The following is a 17,878-nucleotide window of genomic DNA, read 5'->3' as shown; positions in this document are numbered from 1 at the left end:
TATTCAGACTTCCTTTCTTCCGCTGGATTCCGACGTTATTTTAGCATACGATACGAAGTGGAGCACTAAAAAGGAGGAGTATCTATGTCACATTCATCACCCATCACGATCGCGAACGATCCGTGGGAAGCTTATCGCGACATTGAACAATACGGCACGGTCCGTTTGACGAACATTGAAGTCACGACGACAAAACTGTGTAACATGCGCTGCGAACATTGTGCCGTCGGTTACATGTTATCCAGTAGCGAGTCACCTGAAATCCCTGTCGAACTGCTTATTCAACGTCTGGATGAAATCGAACACCTACGCGCCTTTTCCATTACAGGCGGCGAACCGATGCTTTCAATGAAGTCCGTCAAGGAGTACGTCGTCCCTTTACTTAAGTATGCCCACGAACGTGGCGCTAAAACCCAAATCAACTCAAATTTAACACTTCCATTATCTCGTTATGAATTAATTATCCCTTATCTCGATGTCTTGCATATCTCACATAACTGGGGAACAGCCGATGATTTCATCGATGGTGGCTTTGCGATGATGGAGCGAAAACCGTCACGTGAAGCACGAACAAAACTATTTGAAACGATGAAAGAGAATGCTCGTGTCTTGAATGCACGTGGTGTCATCGTGTCTGCCGAAACGATGATCAATAAACGGACGTTGCCACATCTTGAAGCGATCCATAAAGAAATCGTCGATATGGGCTGTGTCCGTCACGAAGTGCATCCAATGTACCCAGCTGACTTCGCGTCGATGATCGAAGCCGCTAGCTTATCCGAAATTCGCAATGGAATCCATCGTTTGCTTGACGTCCGGGATCCGAACGTCTGGATGTTGTTCGGAACACTCCCCTTCTATGCTTGTTCAATGGAGGAGGCAGATTTAGAACTGCATCGTCGCTTGCGTCAGGAGAAAAACGTATCGGTCCGAAATGACCCAGATGGTCGTTCTCGTCTCAACGTCAACATCTTCGACGGTGAAATCATCGTAACCGATTTCGGTGACGAACTCGCTTCGCTCGGTACGATTCACGAGACATCTTTCAATGATGCGTATGCTCAGTGGCAAGAGACAGAACTGAATAAAAGCTTGTCATGTCACTGTCCTGCGGTACAGTGCCTTGGACCGAACGCACTTGTGAAGAACGCATATTACCCTGAGATTGATTTCACAAAACAATCGAGTCGGCTTTAAGAATGAAAAATAGGTTTTGAACGATGGCGTCCCGGGAAAAATGTCACAAAGTAGACACATTCTGTTTTTTAAAAAGGGGTGACCGGGATGGAATGGCTCGTAGGTATTGTCGCAATCATCGGCACGTTCAGTATGGTCTTGTTCGTCATGATGGTTGGTATTCGTGCTTCACACAGTATCGAACATGATGAAGTGTTCGATCAGACAGATTGGGATGAACATCTGCTGCACATGCCGCGTCCGACACGGTTTGAACAAGAAAATAAATGAAACACGCCCCGGTCTCCCTTTTCGAAGTCCGGGGCGTGTTATGCTAAAAGAAAAAAGAAAGGTCGTCGTTACTTGTGTCACGTCGTTTTACTCTCATCTTATCGATCGTCTTCATTTCCGGTTTCACACAAGGATTACTGATTCCATTACTGTCCATCTTGTTAGAACGTCAAGGGACATCTGCTTTCATTAACGGACTCAGTGCCGCCGTCCTCTATATCGGTGTCATCGTTGCCGCACCTCTTATGGAAGGTCCGTTACGACGGCGTGGTTATATTCCTGTCATCTCATTCGGTCTTGCCCTTGTCGCAGTGGCTGTCTTCTTATTCCCATTACTCCCAAGCATTATCGCTTGGGTAATTCTCCGCTTCCTCGTCGGTTTCGGTGATCAGACGTTACATTATGGTTCACAAGTCTGGGTAACGTCCATTACACCAAACGAACGGTTAGGACGAACGATGTCGTTATACGGGATGGCATTCGGTCTCGGTTTTGCCTTAGGTCCTCTTGCTGCACCGCTCGTCGATGTGATCGATTGGTTACCGTTCGTGTTAACAGGGACTTTAACTGTCATCGTTCTAATTTTACTATTCCGTATACCGAACGAAAAACCATCGTCCGTCATGCCAGAGGAACTACAAAGTGCTGCTTCACGGTATCGACTCGTCCTATCGACTGCTTGGTTTACATTACTTCCTGGTTTTACATACGGTTTTCTCGAAGCCACACTGAATGCCAGTTTTCCCGTTTTTGCGACGCGTAACGGATATGGTTTATCCGAGACAAGTACCTTAATCACGACATTTGTCGTCAGCTCATTGATCATGCAGCTACCACTCGGGCGACTTGCCGATCACTTCGGAAAACGTCGGACGCTAGTCACTGTACTGTCGATTGGTTCCGTCGCTTTTCTCACTGCTTGCTTCGTCTTCGAACGTTACGGTTGGTTGTTCGCGATTTTTGCCGTCAGTGGGATGGCACTCGGCTCGACCTATTCGCTCGGTGTTGCCTATATGACAGAACAGTTACCACGTCATCTTTTACCAACCGGTAACTTACTTGCAGGGATTGCCTTCAGTTTTGGTTCGATTCTCGGACCGATCGCTGGTAGTCTGTTCGTTACACTTCCTTCCATGCTGTATTTCAGTTTATTTGTTCTTGTCTTAACGACGCTTGCGCTTCTATTGCGGTATGCAAAACGTCACGAGACACCCGAAATCTAAAAAAACGGACCTTGCGCCATCGATGCGCAAGATCCGTTTTTTATTTCACGATTCCTTCTTGTCGAAAACTCCGCCAGAGCTTATCGTCGATTGCATACGGTTGCTCCTTTGCACGCTTCAACTCTTCTGTCTCAAGCAACACGACGACCTCTCGACCGTTGATTGACCACACTGAATCGTAACCTCTCTCCGCCTCGATGATCTCCACATCGACATCTCCGTGGGTTTCCTTTAACTGCTGACTGACGCACGTCACGACGAACCGAGCAAACTCATCACGTGGACGACGAGTGGCAATGATCTTTCGAACGATCTCATTCCGTTCCATTCGTTTTCATCTCCTTCCGTTTTATAGTCGCACTAGCCTTTCAGACAAGGCCGAATCGGTCTTTTGATGACCGTACAGAAAAAAGCCGAACAGGTCGGCTTAAGCAACGAACGATTGGAGTTACTTTAATTGAAACTATTTTTACACGATTCTGAATCTTCGTCAACCTCGCTTTTGAAACCACACTGGTAAGTATGTCGAGACTAAGATACCTCCGATGACGAAGAGTAAACCGAGCAACGCTTGAGGTGGAATCGTCTCACCCAGAATCAAAGCAGATAAACTGACACCATAGATTGGTACGAAGAACATAAACAACGATACTTTACTGACTGGATTATATTTCATCAGTAGATTCCAAAGCGTAAATCCAGTCGCGGATAAAAAAGCAAGATACACAAGCATCCAGGCACTCGTAGTCGAAAAAGTAAACGGTGCAACGTGACCATCGAGAACGACGCCCGCGATGAAGAGACCGATTGATCCAATGACCATCGCCCATCCTGTCATCGGTGCCACCGGATAACGTGCTGAGTATTCTTTCGCGATCAAGTTACCGAATGCTCCGGAAACCATTGCCGCAATCAATAATCCTTCTCCAAGACCAAATGAGACACCTTGCCCACCTTGCGGCCAGTTGGCCAAGATGACACCTGTAAACCCAAGGAATAAGGCAAGTCCTTTGAATCGATTCAATCGATCGTCCTCGTACCGGAAATGAGCCAGTAACATTTGGAAGAACGAAGTCGAGCCGGCAATGATTGATCCTTGCACACCGGTTGATAAAGAGAGACCAATATAGAAAAAGACATACTGCAAGAACGTCAAAAAGAAACCAAGACGGCTATAGGCATAGGTCCGATTCTTCAGTGTAATCGTTTGTTTAAAGACGAATACACTGACGACAAGTAGCAACACCCCTGCTAAAAAGAAGCGATAGCTCGCAAACAATAGTTGCTCCCCGTATTCAGAAGACGTGATCTGTAATAATTCATAACTTTTCTTAATGAAGGGAAACGCACTTCCCCACAAAAAGGTCGTCAATAATGCAAAGACGACGAGACCAATCCGATGGGTTAAAATTTTTTGCATCTTTCTGGTTCCTTTCCTGTTCCTTTTCACTGAAGCATGGTATAGTAATTCTACAGATAATAATAATTATAATCTAGAGACAATGAAACTCATTATCAATCAGTTAAACTCATTGATATATCACATTCTCATTCTCTTTCTATAATGATTTCATTTCTCATTTACATTTTGAAAGGAGTTTTAATATGATGACTTCCATTACTACCGATGTTCAACAGCGTTCCGTATTCCGTCATGCTTGGGATGAGCATCACGAATTGATTCTAGCATTGTTTAGCGGAATATTGATTTTAGTTGCTTATGGACTCGAAAAATTCAATACGGCGTCTGCCGTTTATGTCACGTTGTACTTATCAGCATATGTGATTGGAGGATATGCGAAAGCAAAGGAAGGCTTGACGGAGACGTATCAAGAAAAAACGTTGAACGTCGAATTGTTGATGATTTTAGCTGCCATCGGTGCCGCTGCCATCGGCTACTGGATGGAAGGTGCGATCCTTATCTTCATCTTCGCGTTATCCGGTGCTCTTGAAACCTATACGATGAATAAAAATGAACGGGCGTTACAAAGTTTAATGTCCTTACAGCCAGAGGAAGCAACGCGTCTGAATGCAAACGGACAACTTGAAGTCGTTGGAATCGAGCAACTAGTAATCGGTAACCTCGTCTATGTTCGTCCCGGGGAACGCATTCCGGTCGATGGTGTCATCGTTCGTGGTCAAGCAGCAATCGAAGAAGCATCGATTACAGGCGAATCGATTCCTGTTGAAAAACAAACGGGCGATACCGTCTATAACTCGACCGTCAACATGAATGGCGTCTTGACGATTGAAATGACGAAAGCCGCTGATGAATCATTGTTCCAAAAAATCATTCATATGGTCCAAAACGCACAAAGTGAGCAGTCTCCCTCTGCTCAGTTCATCGAACGATTTGAAAGTCGTTATGTCAAAATCGTCCTCCTCGTCGTTGCCCTGATGATGGTCCTTCCTCATTACGTCGTCGGCTGGACATTCGAGACAAGCATTTATCGGGCGATGATTTTACTCGTTGTTGCTTCGCCTTGTGCGCTTGTCGCGTCGATTACCCCTGCTGCCTTGTCCGCAATCGCCGCATCTGCGAAAAATGGCGTTCTCTTCAAAGGTGGAGCACATATCGAGACACTCGGACAAGTCGACACGATCGTCTTCGATAAAACAGGGACTCTGACAACAGGTAAACCCGTCGTTACTGAAAGTCGGTACGCGGAAGGTATCGATATCCGAGCCGTCGAACAAGCGGTTGTTTCCATTGAAGCCCAGTCGAATCACCCGCTCGCACAAGCGATCGTTGATCACTTAAAAACCGATGTTCGCGAACCGTCAACGTTCAAAGATGTGACAGGATACGGGATTGAAGCAACTGTCGATGGCGTCACGTATCGCATTGGCAAGCGAGCATTCCACGAAGGTCTAGACGATCCATTCGTCACGATTGAACAGTCACTGAAAGAACAAGGGCATACAATCGTTTATGTCAGCAATGGATCACAAATCGTAGCACTTTATGCATTACGTGATACGATTCGTCCGGAAGCTAAAACAGCAATCGCCGCTTTAAACGATCTCGGCATCGCGACGATCATGTTGACAGGTGATAATCCGGTCACGGCAGCAGCCATCTCGCGTGAAGCGGGTTTAACGGACTTCGTCGCTGAATGCTTACCGGAAGATAAAGTGCGCTATATTAAGCAATACCAAACAGAAGGTCGGACCGTTGCGATGGTCGGTGATGGTATCAATGATGCTCCGGCGCTCGCACTGGCACATGTCGGGATTGCAATGGGTGAAGGAACGGATGCTGCGCTTGAGACTGCTGACGTTGTCTTGATGAAAAACGATTTAGGTCGTCTTGCCTACGCCGTGCATAAAGCCCGGAAGATGAACCGGATCGTCAAACAAAACATCACGCTTGCGATCGGTGTCATCCTTCTATTGATCGCATCCAACTTGTCACAGTTCCTAATCATGCCGTTCGCTGTCGTCGGACACGAAGGATCGACGATTCTTGTCATCCTGAATGGCTTACGTCTTCTTCAACAGGATGCTTTACCAACTCTCCCACAGCGTGTATCCGAAAAACGATTAGCCGCTTAATCATTAAAAAAAACGTCTGACTGCCGCATGGCAATCAGACGTTTTTCGTCTCTTCATCCGAACGTATTCGTCGGAATCGAATCGAGTTCTGCTTGTTCCTTCAAGCGCTTTTCTTCCATCTTCTTCGGATCCGCTTTTTTCATGAATCGTTCCCATGACGCGTTCAATTCAGAACCAAGTAAGATGATCAATCCTGTGAAATAAAGCCATAATAACAAGATAACGACACTACCGAGTGAACCGTACGTCTGATTGTAGTTTGAGAAGTTCGAGACGTAGAATCCAAATCCGACCGATAGTAATTGCCAGACGATGACACCAAAGACGGCTCCTGGGATCGCTTCCTTAAAGGTAATCGGGCGCTTTGGTGCGACGCGGTAAAAGATCGACAGTATACCAATCAATAGAATCGTTGAAACGACGTAACGCAAGACCGTTAATAAGATTTTTTGCCCCATATCGATCGGGAGAACGAAATTCGCAAGATACGTGATGATTGGACCACCAAGAACGTTCAAGACAATCAATAATAACATCCCGATTCCGAGAACAATCGTTAGTAGTAAAGCAATCCCGCGTGCTGCGACAAAACCACGTGGCGAGAAATCACCATAGGCATGGTTCGCTGTCGTGATCAAGCGATCGACACCTTTTGAAGCGGACCAGATGGCAAGAATCGCACCAATCGATAACAATCCCCCCTGCGGATCCTTGATGGCTTGAAAAATCGTATCCGTGAATGTATTGACGGCCCCACCCGGTGCTAAGTCCCGGATTTGCGACTCAAGTGTCTGACGATCAATATCAAAGAACGACAGGACGGAAATGACGAAAATGATACCTGGGAAAATGGATAAAAACCAGTAATAGGCGAGTGTCCCTGCATAATCCGTAATGTTGTGATCGGACATTCGCTGCTTTAAGTTCAAGGCAAGCCCTTTAGGATCGCGTGAATGCGCCATCGTCATCTCTCCTTCATGAAAAAGAGGCAGTCAAAGACCACCTCATTGTTTTAATATACTTTTCCCATTTTATTTCAACTAAAACCTCATTCGTTTTCAGAAAGAATCAATTTATAGAACGGTTCTGTCATTTCTGCCAATTGTTTGGCAAGAGACGGTGGACGAATCGGCAATGACGGCAACTCGGATCGTTTAATCCAGACTGGTGTATAACCAGACCCTTCCTCTTCGAATTCTTCACCCATACCTGTTCCAAAGCGACCGCCAATTGCTTTCGCCCAAAAATAAGGGTTATCGAATCCGTTAAAACGGACGATGGCAGCAATGCCATTCAACTCCACGTCGACACCAAGTTCTTCATGTGCTTCACGAATCGCTGTCTCTTCTAGTGATTCTCCATCATCTTTTCCACCGCCTGGAAAGACATAATACGTTTCGTTCGGTTTATCCCGTCGAATCAACGCAATTTCATCCTGTTCATTTCGTAAAATGATCGCACTTCGTTGAATCGGCATGACGCCACCCCTTTTCAAAATTAATTCATTGAATGGCATCCAGCATTTCTGGAACCAATCCGTTTTCTGTCGAAGCGATGACTTCTGCCGCGATTTTCATGCCAAGCTTTAATGCCTCTTCTGCTGGTTTTTCTTTTGTCAATTCAGATAAGACAGCAGAGAAGAAGGAATCGCCTGCTCCCGTTGAGTCGACGACTTTTACTTTTTTCGTTCCAACATGACCTGACGTCGCCGTACGACGATCGACGTAGACCGCCCCTAGTTCACTCATCGTCACGACCGTGAATGGAGCACCTTTTTTCGCTAGCTCATTTGCTACATGAATCGCATCTTCTACCGTCACGATTGACAGATCAGACAAAATTTCTGCTTCTTCGCGACTGCAAATGAATCCAGTGAATCCTTGTAACAGATGACGATTCCGTTCAATGACGCTCAAGTGACCACAAACACCAAACAATGGCAACTCCATTTTGCGACATAGATGAATCAAACGTTCCAAGACTGTAACAGACAAATCAAGATCGATGGCAACGGCATCGACTCCATCGAGCGCATAGATTGATTGACGTAAAATCGCCTCTTCGAGCAACTTCGCATCCGGTTGTTTCGAGATTGAGGTTTGCAAGTCACCTTCGTTATCCATGACCGCTAGCCACATACCCATTCCATGATCTTCTAACATTTCGACATGATCCACATTCGCACCGTAAGATTTCAGCTCATCGAGCACTCCCACGCCAATCTGATCATTCGTAACCGTCGAGATAAAGCGAACTTCATTCCCGAGGACGGCTAAGTTTTGTGCTACGTTGCGTCCTGTTCCTCCATTCGAAAACGTGATGTCTCCTACGTTTTTCGCATCCTTGTGCAAAGGAGCGAACGAAGTTCCTTTTATGTCGACGAATACTTTTCCGATTACCGCGATTTTATTCATTCCAGTTCCACCTCTAACCATATTTCCTGATTCCCGATCCTTGAATTGATCTTTCAGGCACATTGCTTCAATTATAGTAAAATTTTAAATCAGTGACAACCGAAGCACTTTTTTTCTAACTGTTCGCTATCTTCTCATAAAAAAACAGCAAGCGAATCGCCTGCTGCTTTGTTTGAATTTAGATGTTCGCAATCACGAGACTGATTGCGAGTAATAATCCGAAAATCGTATTTACTTTGCCAGTCTGCGCCATACCAGGCATCAGTTGTTCTGGTGGCAAGTCCTCCCAGAAGAGACGGACCGTTTTAATCATGAGCGGAATACTTAACAACGCAAGTAAGGCAAACCAAGAGACTTCGAATGCCAGTACAGCAATGATGAGTGACAGGACAGCTGCCGCAAAAAATCCGATCAAAACGTACACGGCACGGCGATGCCCTACAAGACAGGCAATCGTTTTTCGTCCGTTGACCTTGTCATTATCCAAGTCCCGAATGTTATTTGCAAGCAGGATTGAACCGATCAAGATGGCAACAGGTATCGAAATCGCAATGGCTTCCGTTGGTACATAACCAATTTGCAAGTAGGCGGAGATCGCAATGATGATATATCCCATGAAAAAGCCAGCAACCACTTCCCCAAACGGTGTATACGCGATCGGTAGTGGTCCTCCGGTGTAAATATATCCGACGAACATCGAGATGAGTCCTACGACAAGCAACCACCACGAAGTCTCGATGCATAGATACACACCGAGTAGTGCGGAAATGCCATACAACGTAAGTGCAAATGCAAGAATCGTACCTGGCTTGAATCCATCACGTACGATTGATCCACCGATTCCGACCGATTCCTCTGTATCTAAACCACGTTTGTAATCGTAGTATTCATTGAACAGATTCGTTGCGATTTGAATCAACATCGATGCGATTAACATCGCTACGAACAAATCCAAGCGTATCGATTCCACACGTGGTGCGACAACTGCCGTACCGACGACGACCGGAACAAAACTTGCTGTCAGTGTATGCGGTCGTGTCATTCGCCAATAGACAGCGATTGATTTATGCATATAATAACCCCTTTCCTGTCTAAGTGTAGCGGGTTTCGTTTTTTGATGTCAATGTTCAATCCAAGATAGCTTATTCCTTCTTTTTTGTCCGCAAAAAGTTTACACTTAGAATAAGTGAAACATATCACAGTATCTACAGACTAGGGGGCAATGAGCGGTATGGCTTACGCTCAACAAGAGCTAAAACAGTGTATCGAACAGGCCGTCAGTCAGGCGAATGCCTCACAACGACCTATACTTGCTTCGTATTCATGGGAAATCGAAGCAACTGACATGCGTTCTCTCGAACAGGGTATCGAGGAACGATTTTATTTCGCGACACCTGATCGCTCGATGCGGGCCATTGGGTTTGGCATCGTACAACAACTTCAGGCTTCAGGAACGGATCGTTTTTTACGAATTCAATCGCAATGGACAAATGTGAATCGCGACCATGTCGGTCATGATTTATTTGCGTTCAGCGGATTCTCTTTCACTGAACTTAACCAACCGGATTATCGCTGGTCTTCCTTTGGAGACGCTTCGATGACGATTCCGAAGTTTTTATTCTTAGAGCAAGATGGTAAGACACGCGTGACGATCTTTGCCCGTGTTGAACCGATGGATCAAGTCGATTCAATCTTAAATCAGCTCGCACTTGATTTCGCCAAAGTTAATCAACCGCAAACACCGACTTCGACAGGCGTCACGCGTTTACGTCTATCTCGGGATGGAAATGAAGCCTTTGAAGCCTCGTTTCAACAAGCGATGCATTACTTGGAGACAACACTTGAAAAAATCGTTTTGGCGCGGGAAGTCGTCTACGAACTGGACCGCCCACTTGATGTAGCCGCCGTCGTTGCTGAACTCGAAGATACGCAGCCCGGTAGCTATGTCTTCTGCTTCCAGCCGAATCCGGAAGAGGCCTTTATCGGAGCCACACCGGAACGACTCGTCCAAAAACGTGGACGTCGCCTTGAGACAGCAGCCGTCGCCGGTTCTGCACCGCGCCACGCGACGGATGAGATGGATGAGGCACTCGGTCAATCGTTATTACAAGATCAAAAGAACCGAATGGAGCACGGGATTGTCGCTGATTCGATCGAACGGACGTTATCTGCTTTTTCAGAGCAACTGGATTGTCCGGATACCCCGATTCTCTTAAAAAATCGTCATATCCAACATCTCTATACACCGATCACAGCGCGTTTAAAAGCAGATGTCACGTTATTCCAACTGATTGAGAAACTTCATCCGACACCTGCACTTGGTGGCGAGCCAAAGCAATTAGCGGTCGATGCGATCCAAGAGATTGAAACGTTCGAACGGGGTTGGTACGGTTCACCCGTCGGTTGGATGAACGGACAGGATGATGGGGAATTCATTGTTGCCATTCGCTCTGGATTATTTACGGAACGGGCTGTCATTCTTTATGCCGGTTGCGGTCTTGTTGAAGGTTCTCATTTCGACAGCGAGCTAGCAGAGACGGAAACTAAACTATCACCGATGTTACAAGCTCTTTCACACATTGGTTCGATTGAAAAGGATGATATTTATGTTGACTAAGTGGATGCACACGTTAATTGATACGCTCGTTGCGTCTGGTGTCCGGGACTTCGTCATCAGTCCCGGTTCCCGCTCGACACCACTTGCTATTGCAGCTTTTCTGCATCCGTCTAGCCGTACCCACGTCCTGGTTGACGAACGGTCGGCTAGTTTTTTTGCTTTAGGTTTAACACGGACGGAAGAGCGTGTTCGTCCCGTTGCGCTAATTTGTACAAGCGGTACCGCTGCGACGAACTATTATTCAGCAGTAACCGAAGCTAATATTTTTGAACTTCCATTGATCGTTTTGACTGCCGATCGACCTCATGAATTACGTAATGTCGGGGCACCTCAAGCCATCGATCAGGTCGGACTATACGGCAAGCAGGTTCGTCATGCATTTGATCTTCCCTTAGCGGAAGAAGCGAGTCTTCCTTACGTCGCTCATGTCGCACAACGTGCAACCCTGCTCTCCCTGACGGAACCGGCGGGACCAGTTCAAATCAACGTTCCATTACGTGAACCACTCGTGCCTGAACTCGATCTTTTACGAACAGGTCGTCCTGTCGGCGTTTTACCTGAACCGACATCGGGAGTAAATAACGCCTTAGCGATCGTGCTTCAGAAAGAGCGCCTTCTTTTTGTACTTGGACCACAACTTGCTGCCGCGGACAGTCAGATTGTCATCTCGTATGCAAAACAAGCAGGGATTCCGGTCTTAGCAGATCCACTCAGTCAAGGGCGGCAATCGCATGATGATCACGTCTTTGCCTACTACGATACATGGCTAAAACATCCGGCCACCGCTCAGCACGTCCGACCGGATCGAATCATTCGTTTCGGCGCCATGCCGACGTCAAAACCTTATCTGCTTTGGTCTCGGGATATTCCGACGACAGTCGTTGGTCATCCAGGGAATTGGCGCGATCCCCAACTCCATTCGGATTTCGTGATTGGTCACGCGCGACAACTCGAACATCATGAGCCCGTTCCGCATGACCCTACGTACCTCAATCTGTTACAACAGGCAGAGCGACGCGTCACCGATGCCTTTACGACGATCGATCAAGAGGAGATGACGGAGTATAACGTCGTCCGCGCGTTAACGACGTTACAAGAAGGAAGCCTATTCGTTTCGAACAGTATGCCAATCCGAGATATTGATACGTTCTTGCCTACAGGAACACCCCTTCGTCTACTCGCGAACCGTGGAGCAAATGGGATTGACGGCATCCTCTCGAGTGCTCTCGGGGCAACGTTTGATGCCAAACACCGCTATTTACTCGTTGGTGACCTGGCATTCATTCATGATATCAACGGGCTGATGACAGCGCACACGCTTCCGTTAACGATCATTCTCGTCAACAATGCGGGTGGCGGCATCTTTAGCTTCTTACCGCAACAGCAACTCGAGCAAGCGGTGTTCGAGCCACTATTCGGTACACCGCAGCATCTCGACTTCGCCTCCCTCGCCTCCGGCTACGGTGTGACCTATCAGGCGATTGATTCGATTGCTGCGTTACGTCAAGCACTTGCGGAAGAGACGAATGTCACTCGGATACTTGAAGTCAAGACAACACGAATCGAAAACGTACAGATGCATCGTTCGATTTGGGACGTGACGAATCAAGCGTTAGCCGAGGTATTCCGATGATTTTACGCGGTCATCCCTATCATGTGAAAATCGAGGGAGCTGGTCCACCGCTCTTATTACTCCACGGTTTTACAGGCTCCCTCTCGACGTGGGACATGCTAAGTGAGCATTTATCGACTCACTTCACCGTCTACCGCCTCGATTTGATGGGACATGGAGAAACGATACCAGCGTCTAATCAACGAATGCGTTTGACACAACAAGTCAAGGATCTTGAGGCACTGCTCGCTACACGATCCGAGCCATGGATTGTCCTCGGTTATTCGATGGGCGGACGAATCGCCTTAATGTTGAGTGTCGTCTCTGAGCAAATCGCTCGAACAATCGCTGTTAGTACAACACCAGGTATCAAGACGGCAGTGGAGCGAAAAGTACGTCGTGCATCCGATCGTATGTTAGCGGAGCGACTCGAAAAGGATGGACTCGAAGCTTTCATTGATCATTGGGAGACACTTGGATTATTTAAACCTCAAGCGCTTCTCAAAGAACAACAACGCACGCGACTGCGTCAGGAGCGTATGTCTCAAACGGTTGAAGGTCTGAGTGCTTCGCTTCGAGCACAAGGTACAGGAAGCATGCCCTCTCTTTGGTCATGCCTTCCGAAAGAGATTGATTGGATCGTCGGGGAAGAGGATGAAAAATTCCGCGCCATCGCCTTACGAGCGGCATCACCTGAAAAAATTCACGTGATTTTGCATGCTTCGCATGCCCCACATATCGACCAACCGCAAAAGTTTGTTACAATGGTAAAGAATCTACTTATTCATCACTAACATATTGGGGGAATTCAAATGAAATACGCTCCGGAATGGGTATCAGCCCGTAGCTATGAAGACATCAAATATGAACAATGGAACGGGATTGCAAAAATCACGATCAACCGTCCAGAAGTTCGCAATGCGTTCCGACCACACACGGTCCACGAACTCATCGACGCATTTTCACGTGCACGTGACGATCAAAACGTCGGCGTCATCATCTTAACAGGTGAAGGTGATCTCGCATTCTGCTCTGGTGGAGACCAAAAGGTACGCGGACATGGTGGATATGTCGGCGACGATGAAATCCCACGTTTAAACGTCCTTGATCTTCAACGTTTGATTCGTGTCATCCCGAAACCAGTCATCGCTATGGTCGCAGGTTATGCGATTGGTGGCGGGCACGTCCTTCACCTCGTGTGTGACTTGACGATCGCTGCAGACAACGCCCGCTTCGGACAAACAGGTCCAAAAGTCGGTTCATTCGATGCTGGATATGGCTCTGGTTACCTCGCGCGCGTCGTTGGACACAAGAAAGCGCGTGAAATCTGGTACCTCTGCCGTCAATATGACGCACAGCAAGCACTTGATATGGGACTCGTCAACACGGTCGTTCCACTCGCGGATCTCGAGCAAGAAACGATTCAATGGTGTGCTGAAATTCTTCAACATTCACCAACGGCTCTTCGTTTCCTCAAAGCGGCATTCAACGCCGATTCAGATGGTCTCGCAGGGATTCAGCAACTCGCAGGAGATGCAACATTACTGTACTACACGACTGACGAAGCAAAAGAAGGACGCGATGCGTTCAAAGAAAAACGCAATCCTGACTTCGGACAGTTTCCGCGTTTCCCATAATGAAAAAAAGGTTCAATCGTCTTACGACATTGAACCTTTTTCGTATATTCATCAAAAAGGAAGTGACTATTTTGTATCCTTGGATCTATACACGGGCAAAAGAGCAACCGGATGACATCGCGCTCATTACGGAAACGGAGCGTTGGACGTGGTCTGAACTATATGCACGCGCGCATCGTTTGGCGAGTACGTGGGCGACGATCGTGACACGCGGAGACCGGATTGCTCTTTACGGTCCATCCAGTGCACAGTATATCGTCGCTCTTCACGCTGCTCAATTGCTTGAATTAACCGTCGTCCCGATCAACACTCGACTAACGCAAACGGAAGTGCTGCGCCAATTCAAACAGGCAGATGTGCGGCTCGTCGTAACAGACCGGATACTCGATACAGCGATTCCGTGTCGAGCTTTTTCTTATGAAAAAGAAGCGCCCGATCTGTTAATACGCCATATGCCTAAACAATACGTCCAATCAATGCTCTTTACGAGTGGTACGACCGGACATCCGAAAGCTGTGGAACAAACGATGTTGAATCATTTCTCGAGTGCGACGAATGCCGCTCGTCATATCGGATCACTGCCAGAGGATCGTTTTTTGATTGTCACACCACTGTTTCATATGAGTGGGTTAGCCGTCGTCTATCGAGCGGTCATCTATGGAGTACCGATCATTCTCGAGCCACATTTTTCACCAGAACGCGCCTTACACTGGATTACGACGGAAAAAATTACACATGTCTCACTCGTCTCAGTCATGCTTGATCGGTTGCTCGACGCCGGACTACGTCGTCACGCGCTTCGCGTCGTACTGACAGGAGGTGGTCCTGTTCCATTACCGATTCTGACGCGTGCACTCGACCGCAATATTCCCGTCATGCAGACATATGGGATGACGGAAACAGCTTCTCAAATCGCGACTCTTCTGCCTGAGGATGCCTTACGAAAAATCGGATCAGCTGGACAAGCCATTTATCCGACGCAAATCCGCATCACGCGCCACCAAGAAATCGAAGTCAAAGGACCGACAATCATGAAAGGCTATTTTCATGATGAAGAGAAAACGGCAGACGCCTTTACAGCAGACGGTTTTTTCAAGACTGGTGACTTAGGACGTCTGGACGCCGATGGATACCTATATGTCCTCGATCGTCGAAGTGATCTCATCATCTCAGGTGGGGAAAATATTTACCCGGCTGAGGTCGAATCAGCACTTCTCTCGATCGATGGGATTCAAGAAGCAGGTGTCGTCGGACGATTCGATGCTAAATGGGGACAAGTTCCGGTTGCCTTCATCGTTAGTTCACTCGATGAAGCCATCATCCGAACGGAAATCAGTCAATTGCTCGCCAAATATAAATGTCCGGTTGATTACATCTATCATAGCGTTTTGCCACGCAATGCGAACGGTAAACTATTGCGGAAACAACTGAAGGAGTCGTTATGAGCATCACCCTCCGGTCTGCCGAATTGTTCGATGTACCGCTCGTCTTTCGTCGTCCGATGCAAACAGCACTCTCGACGTTAACGATACGCAGGACGACGATTTTGCGCCTGACCGATTCGGAAGGACGAATGGGTTACGGGGAAGGAGTCGCGTTTGATACACCGTGGTATACGTCCGAAACACAACATTCTCTGCAAGGAATCGCTTCACTGCTGTACCAGTTACTTGACCAACCGCTCCATCATCCAGCAGATGTCACGCACCGCTTCCGCATCGTGCAAGGCAATCCGATGGCAAAAGCGATGTTTGAAGGAGCAATTTATGAATTATTCGCAGCAGCTGCCGGACAATCGCTCGCTACGTATCTCGGAGGTGATGAATCATCCCTCGTACCTTGCGGGAAAGCACTCGGACGGGCTTCTGCAGCGCAGACCGTCGAAGCCGTCGGACAAGCGATCGCCTCCGGATATGGACGGATCAAACTGAAGCTCGCTCCGACGGATACCGTCGTTCTTGAGCAAGTACGTGCCGCTTTCCCTGATGCGCCCTTGATGTTTGACGCTAACGGCAGCTTCACAGAAGCAGACTTTCCTTTATTACAGCATTGGGATTCATTCGGTCTCGTTATGATGGAACAACCGCTCGTAGCGTCGGATTGGTCCGGACATCAACGTCTCGCTAAACTCTTGCAGACACCGATTTGTCTAGATGAATCCATCGTCGCTCCAGCGGATGCCGATTTGATGAAGACGCTTCACGCTGGTCAGATTCTGAACATCAAACCGGCACGTGTCGGTGGGCTGACGAACGCTTTGTCCCTTCGAACAAAAGCGCCCTACTGGCTCGGAGGGATGTTCGAGAGCGGCATCGGACGTCGTCAGACCCTTGCTTTCGCGACACTTCCAGGGCTCGCTTATCCGATCGATATGGCAAGTACTGCGGATTATTTTAAAGAAGATTTGCTCGAGACCCCGTATCATGTCGAACACGGACACATTCGCTATTTTGCTCCAGCCGTATCCGAGTCCCAATTAAACAAATTGGCAACCTCCCGGATCTCTTTGTAACAAGAACACCACGACGAAAAAGAGGCAATGGATTGACTTCCATTGCCTCTTTTTGTGTTTTATTATGCGAACTTTTTTAGAACGATTCTTTGCCTTCGACTTTCGTCAAAATCTCATACCCGTCCTTTAAGACGACGACAGTGTGCTCAAACTGTGAGACAAGGCTCCGATTTGGTGTGTATAACGTCCAGCCATCCCGCTCATCTTCGATACAGAACTCGTCTCCTGTTGAAATGAACGTCTCGACAGCAATGACTTGCCCTTCCTTCAGCAGATCGTTTTCTTCACGATTGAAGTAGTTCGAGATGGATTCCGGCTCACCATGAAGTGTCTTCCCGAGACCATGCCCCGCTAAGTTACGGATGACGGTGAAACCACTCTTACGCGTTTCAGCATAGATCGCTTTTCCGATCTGATTGACCTTCGTTCCGGCTTTGACCTTCTCGAGTCCTTTTTCAAGCGCCGTCAATGATACTTCAACGAGTCGGACATCTTCCGGACGTTTTGCTTCTCCTGCGATGACTGTTTTCCCCGTATCCGAATAGTAGCCATTCTTCACAGCTGAGACATCGACATTAACAATATCGCCTTCTTGAATGACATATTTACCCGGAATACCGTGTGCTGCGATATCGTTGACACTGATACATGTCGCTCCCGGAAAATCATACATGACGATCGGGGCAGATTCTGCTCCCTGCTCCTTCAGAATACGTGCTCCGATGTCATCAAGTTCCTTTGTCGTGATTCCTGGTTTGACGGCATCCGCCATCTCGTCGCGCGCCATCGCGACGATGCGTCCAATTTCTCGTAATGCTTCATAATCATAATCTAACACTTT

Annotated in this window: 17 protein-coding genes; 10 read left to right on the top strand and 7 right to left on the bottom strand. The window is 47.5% G+C overall.

Features of this window, described 5'->3' with window-relative positions:
- The first annotated feature begins 84 nt into the window (after window positions 1–84).
- The 3 genes from yfkAB (at window position 85) to ACY2IG_RS03555 (ending at window position 2,690) form a co-directional block, all read left to right on the top strand.
- Window positions 85–1,197, top strand: a complete 1,113-nt coding sequence (yfkAB, locus tag ACY2IG_RS03565) for a radical SAM/CxCxxxxC motif protein YfkAB (protein WP_056063645.1) — start codon at window positions 85–87, stop codon at window positions 1,195–1,197.
- Between the two features lie 87 nt (window positions 1,198–1,284).
- On the top strand, window positions 1,285–1,467 hold the full coding sequence (locus ACY2IG_RS03560; RefSeq protein ID WP_023467292.1) for a hypothetical protein: 183 nt from the start codon (window positions 1,285–1,287) through the stop codon (window positions 1,465–1,467).
- A 74-nt stretch (window positions 1,468–1,541) separates the two neighbouring features.
- Complete coding sequence (locus ACY2IG_RS03555) at window positions 1,542–2,690, top strand: MFS transporter (protein WP_308102392.1); 1,149 nt, start codon at window positions 1,542–1,544, stop codon at window positions 2,688–2,690.
- A gap of 40 nt (window positions 2,691–2,730) precedes the next feature.
- Here the strand turns inward: ACY2IG_RS03555 and ACY2IG_RS03550 are convergent, their stop codons facing one another.
- Both ACY2IG_RS03550 and ACY2IG_RS03545 read right to left on the bottom strand, forming a co-directional pair.
- Complete coding sequence (locus ACY2IG_RS03550) at window positions 2,731–3,018, bottom strand: hypothetical protein (RefSeq protein ID WP_023467290.1); 288 nt, start codon at window positions 3,016–3,018, stop codon at window positions 2,731–2,733.
- A 162-nt stretch (window positions 3,019–3,180) separates the two neighbouring features.
- Entirely contained in the window at window positions 3,181–4,110 is a 930-nt protein-coding gene (locus ACY2IG_RS03545; protein ID WP_056063639.1) for a DMT family transporter, read from the bottom strand.
- 185 nt (window positions 4,111–4,295) lie between these two features.
- On the opposite strand from ACY2IG_RS03545, the gene ACY2IG_RS03540 reads away from it, so the two are divergent.
- Window positions 4,296–6,245, top strand: a complete 1,950-nt coding sequence (locus ACY2IG_RS03540) for a heavy metal translocating P-type ATPase (protein WP_329470172.1) — start codon at window positions 4,296–4,298, stop codon at window positions 6,243–6,245.
- 53 nt (window positions 6,246–6,298) lie between these two features.
- Here the strand turns inward: ACY2IG_RS03540 and ACY2IG_RS03535 are convergent, their stop codons facing one another.
- From ACY2IG_RS03535 to ACY2IG_RS03520, 4 genes are all read right to left on the bottom strand, one after another.
- The gene (locus ACY2IG_RS03535; protein WP_035412690.1) at window positions 6,299–7,207 is read right to left on the bottom strand and encodes a YihY/virulence factor BrkB family protein; all 909 of its coding nucleotides are present in this window, start codon (window positions 7,205–7,207) and stop codon (window positions 6,299–6,301) included.
- An 86-nt stretch (window positions 7,208–7,293) separates the two neighbouring features.
- On the bottom strand, window positions 7,294–7,722 hold the full coding sequence (locus tag ACY2IG_RS03530; RefSeq protein ID WP_035412687.1) for an NUDIX hydrolase: 429 nt from the start codon (window positions 7,720–7,722) through the stop codon (window positions 7,294–7,296).
- 25 nt (window positions 7,723–7,747) lie between these two features.
- Window positions 7,748–8,659 (bottom strand): guanosine-inosine kinase, encoded by a 912-nt coding sequence (locus ACY2IG_RS03525; protein ID WP_035412684.1) that lies wholly within the window; start codon window positions 8,657–8,659, stop codon window positions 7,748–7,750.
- Window positions 8,660–8,837: 178 nt separating this feature from the next.
- Complete coding sequence (locus tag ACY2IG_RS03520; RefSeq protein WP_462618372.1) at window positions 8,838–9,731, bottom strand: 1,4-dihydroxy-2-naphthoate polyprenyltransferase; 894 nt, start codon at window positions 9,729–9,731, stop codon at window positions 8,838–8,840.
- A 159-nt stretch (window positions 9,732–9,890) separates the two neighbouring features.
- Here ACY2IG_RS03520 and ACY2IG_RS03515 point away from each other — a divergent pair, with 159 nt between their 5' ends.
- The 6 genes from ACY2IG_RS03515 to menC all read left to right on the top strand — a co-directional run bounded on the left by ACY2IG_RS03515 (window position 9,891) and on the right by menC (window position 17,037).
- A complete protein-coding gene (locus ACY2IG_RS03515; protein ID WP_035412678.1) occupies window positions 9,891–11,276 on the top strand; it encodes an isochorismate synthase in 1,386 nt (461 codons plus the stop codon).
- Window positions 11,266–12,909: a 2-succinyl-5-enolpyruvyl-6-hydroxy-3-cyclohexene-1-carboxylic-acid synthase gene (gene menD / locus ACY2IG_RS03510; protein ID WP_052019171.1), complete on the top strand. Its 1,644-nt coding sequence runs from the start codon at window positions 11,266–11,268 to the stop codon at window positions 12,907–12,909. The genes ACY2IG_RS03515 and menD overlap by 11 nt, the downstream gene beginning before the upstream one ends.
- On the top strand, window positions 12,906–13,682 hold the full coding sequence (menH, locus tag ACY2IG_RS03505; protein ID WP_035412672.1) for a 2-succinyl-6-hydroxy-2,4-cyclohexadiene-1-carboxylate synthase: 777 nt from the start codon (window positions 12,906–12,908) through the stop codon (window positions 13,680–13,682). Before menD ends, menH begins: the two co-directional genes overlap by 4 nt.
- A gap of 18 nt (window positions 13,683–13,700) precedes the next feature.
- Window positions 13,701–14,525: a 1,4-dihydroxy-2-naphthoyl-CoA synthase gene (gene menB, locus ACY2IG_RS03500; RefSeq protein WP_023469886.1), complete on the top strand. Its 825-nt coding sequence runs from the start codon at window positions 13,701–13,703 to the stop codon at window positions 14,523–14,525.
- A gap of 62 nt (window positions 14,526–14,587) precedes the next feature.
- Window positions 14,588–15,970, top strand: coding sequence for an o-succinylbenzoate--CoA ligase (gene menE / locus ACY2IG_RS03495; RefSeq protein ID WP_290753918.1), 1,383 nt, complete (start codon window positions 14,588–14,590; stop codon window positions 15,968–15,970).
- Complete coding sequence (menC, locus tag ACY2IG_RS03490) at window positions 15,967–17,037, top strand: o-succinylbenzoate synthase (RefSeq protein WP_329470165.1); 1,071 nt, start codon at window positions 15,967–15,969, stop codon at window positions 17,035–17,037. The genes menE and menC overlap by 4 nt, the downstream gene beginning before the upstream one ends.
- A gap of 76 nt (window positions 17,038–17,113) precedes the next feature.
- On the opposite strand, the gene map is transcribed toward menC, so the two are convergent.
- Window positions 17,114–17,875, bottom strand: coding sequence for a type I methionyl aminopeptidase (map, locus tag ACY2IG_RS03485; RefSeq protein ID WP_023467279.1), 762 nt, complete (start codon window positions 17,873–17,875; stop codon window positions 17,114–17,116).
- Between the last annotated feature and the right edge of the window lie 3 nt (window positions 17,876–17,878).

The organism is Exiguobacterium sp. EF_C8 (assembly GCF_054956715.1).
This window is presented reverse-complemented; position numbering and strand designations above follow the sequence as displayed.

Bases quoted from the DNA above. Each gene is read 5' to 3' on its own strand.
- yfkAB (WP_056063645.1), top strand. From the start codon at position 85: ATGTCACATTCATCACCCATCACGATCGCGAACGATCCGTGGGAAGCT.
- ACY2IG_RS03560 (WP_023467292.1), top strand. From the start codon at position 1,285: ATGGAATGGCTCGTAGGTATTGTCGCAATCATCGGCACGTTCAGTATG.
- ACY2IG_RS03550 (WP_023467290.1), bottom strand. From the start codon at position 3,018: ATGGAACGGAATGAGATCGTTCGAAAGATCATTGCCACTCGTCGTCCA.
- ACY2IG_RS03545 (WP_056063639.1), bottom strand. From the start codon at position 4,110: ATGCAAAAAATTTTAACCCATCGGATTGGTCTCGTCGTCTTTGCATTA.
- ACY2IG_RS03540 (WP_329470172.1), top strand. From the start codon at position 4,296: ATGATGACTTCCATTACTACCGATGTTCAACAGCGTTCCGTATTCCGT.
- ACY2IG_RS03535 (WP_035412690.1), bottom strand. From the start codon at position 7,207: ATGGCGCATTCACGCGATCCTAAAGGGCTTGCCTTGAACTTAAAGCAG.
- ACY2IG_RS03530 (WP_035412687.1), bottom strand. From the start codon at position 7,722: ATGCCGATTCAACGAAGTGCGATCATTTTACGAAATGAACAGGATGAA.
- ACY2IG_RS03525 (WP_035412684.1), bottom strand. From the start codon at position 8,659: ATGAATAAAATCGCGGTAATCGGAAAAGTATTCGTCGACATAAAAGGA.
- ACY2IG_RS03520 (WP_462618372.1), bottom strand. From the start codon at position 9,731: ATGCATAAATCAATCGCTGTCTATTGGCGAATGACACGACCGCATACA.
- ACY2IG_RS03515 (WP_035412678.1), top strand. From the start codon at position 9,891: ATGGCTTACGCTCAACAAGAGCTAAAACAGTGTATCGAACAGGCCGTC.
- menD (WP_052019171.1), top strand. From the start codon at position 11,266: ATGTTGACTAAGTGGATGCACACGTTAATTGATACGCTCGTTGCGTCT.
- menH (WP_035412672.1), top strand. From the start codon at position 12,906: ATGATTTTACGCGGTCATCCCTATCATGTGAAAATCGAGGGAGCTGGT.
- menB (WP_023469886.1), top strand. From the start codon at position 13,701: ATGAAATACGCTCCGGAATGGGTATCAGCCCGTAGCTATGAAGACATC.
- menC (WP_329470165.1), top strand. From the start codon at position 15,967: ATGAGCATCACCCTCCGGTCTGCCGAATTGTTCGATGTACCGCTCGTC.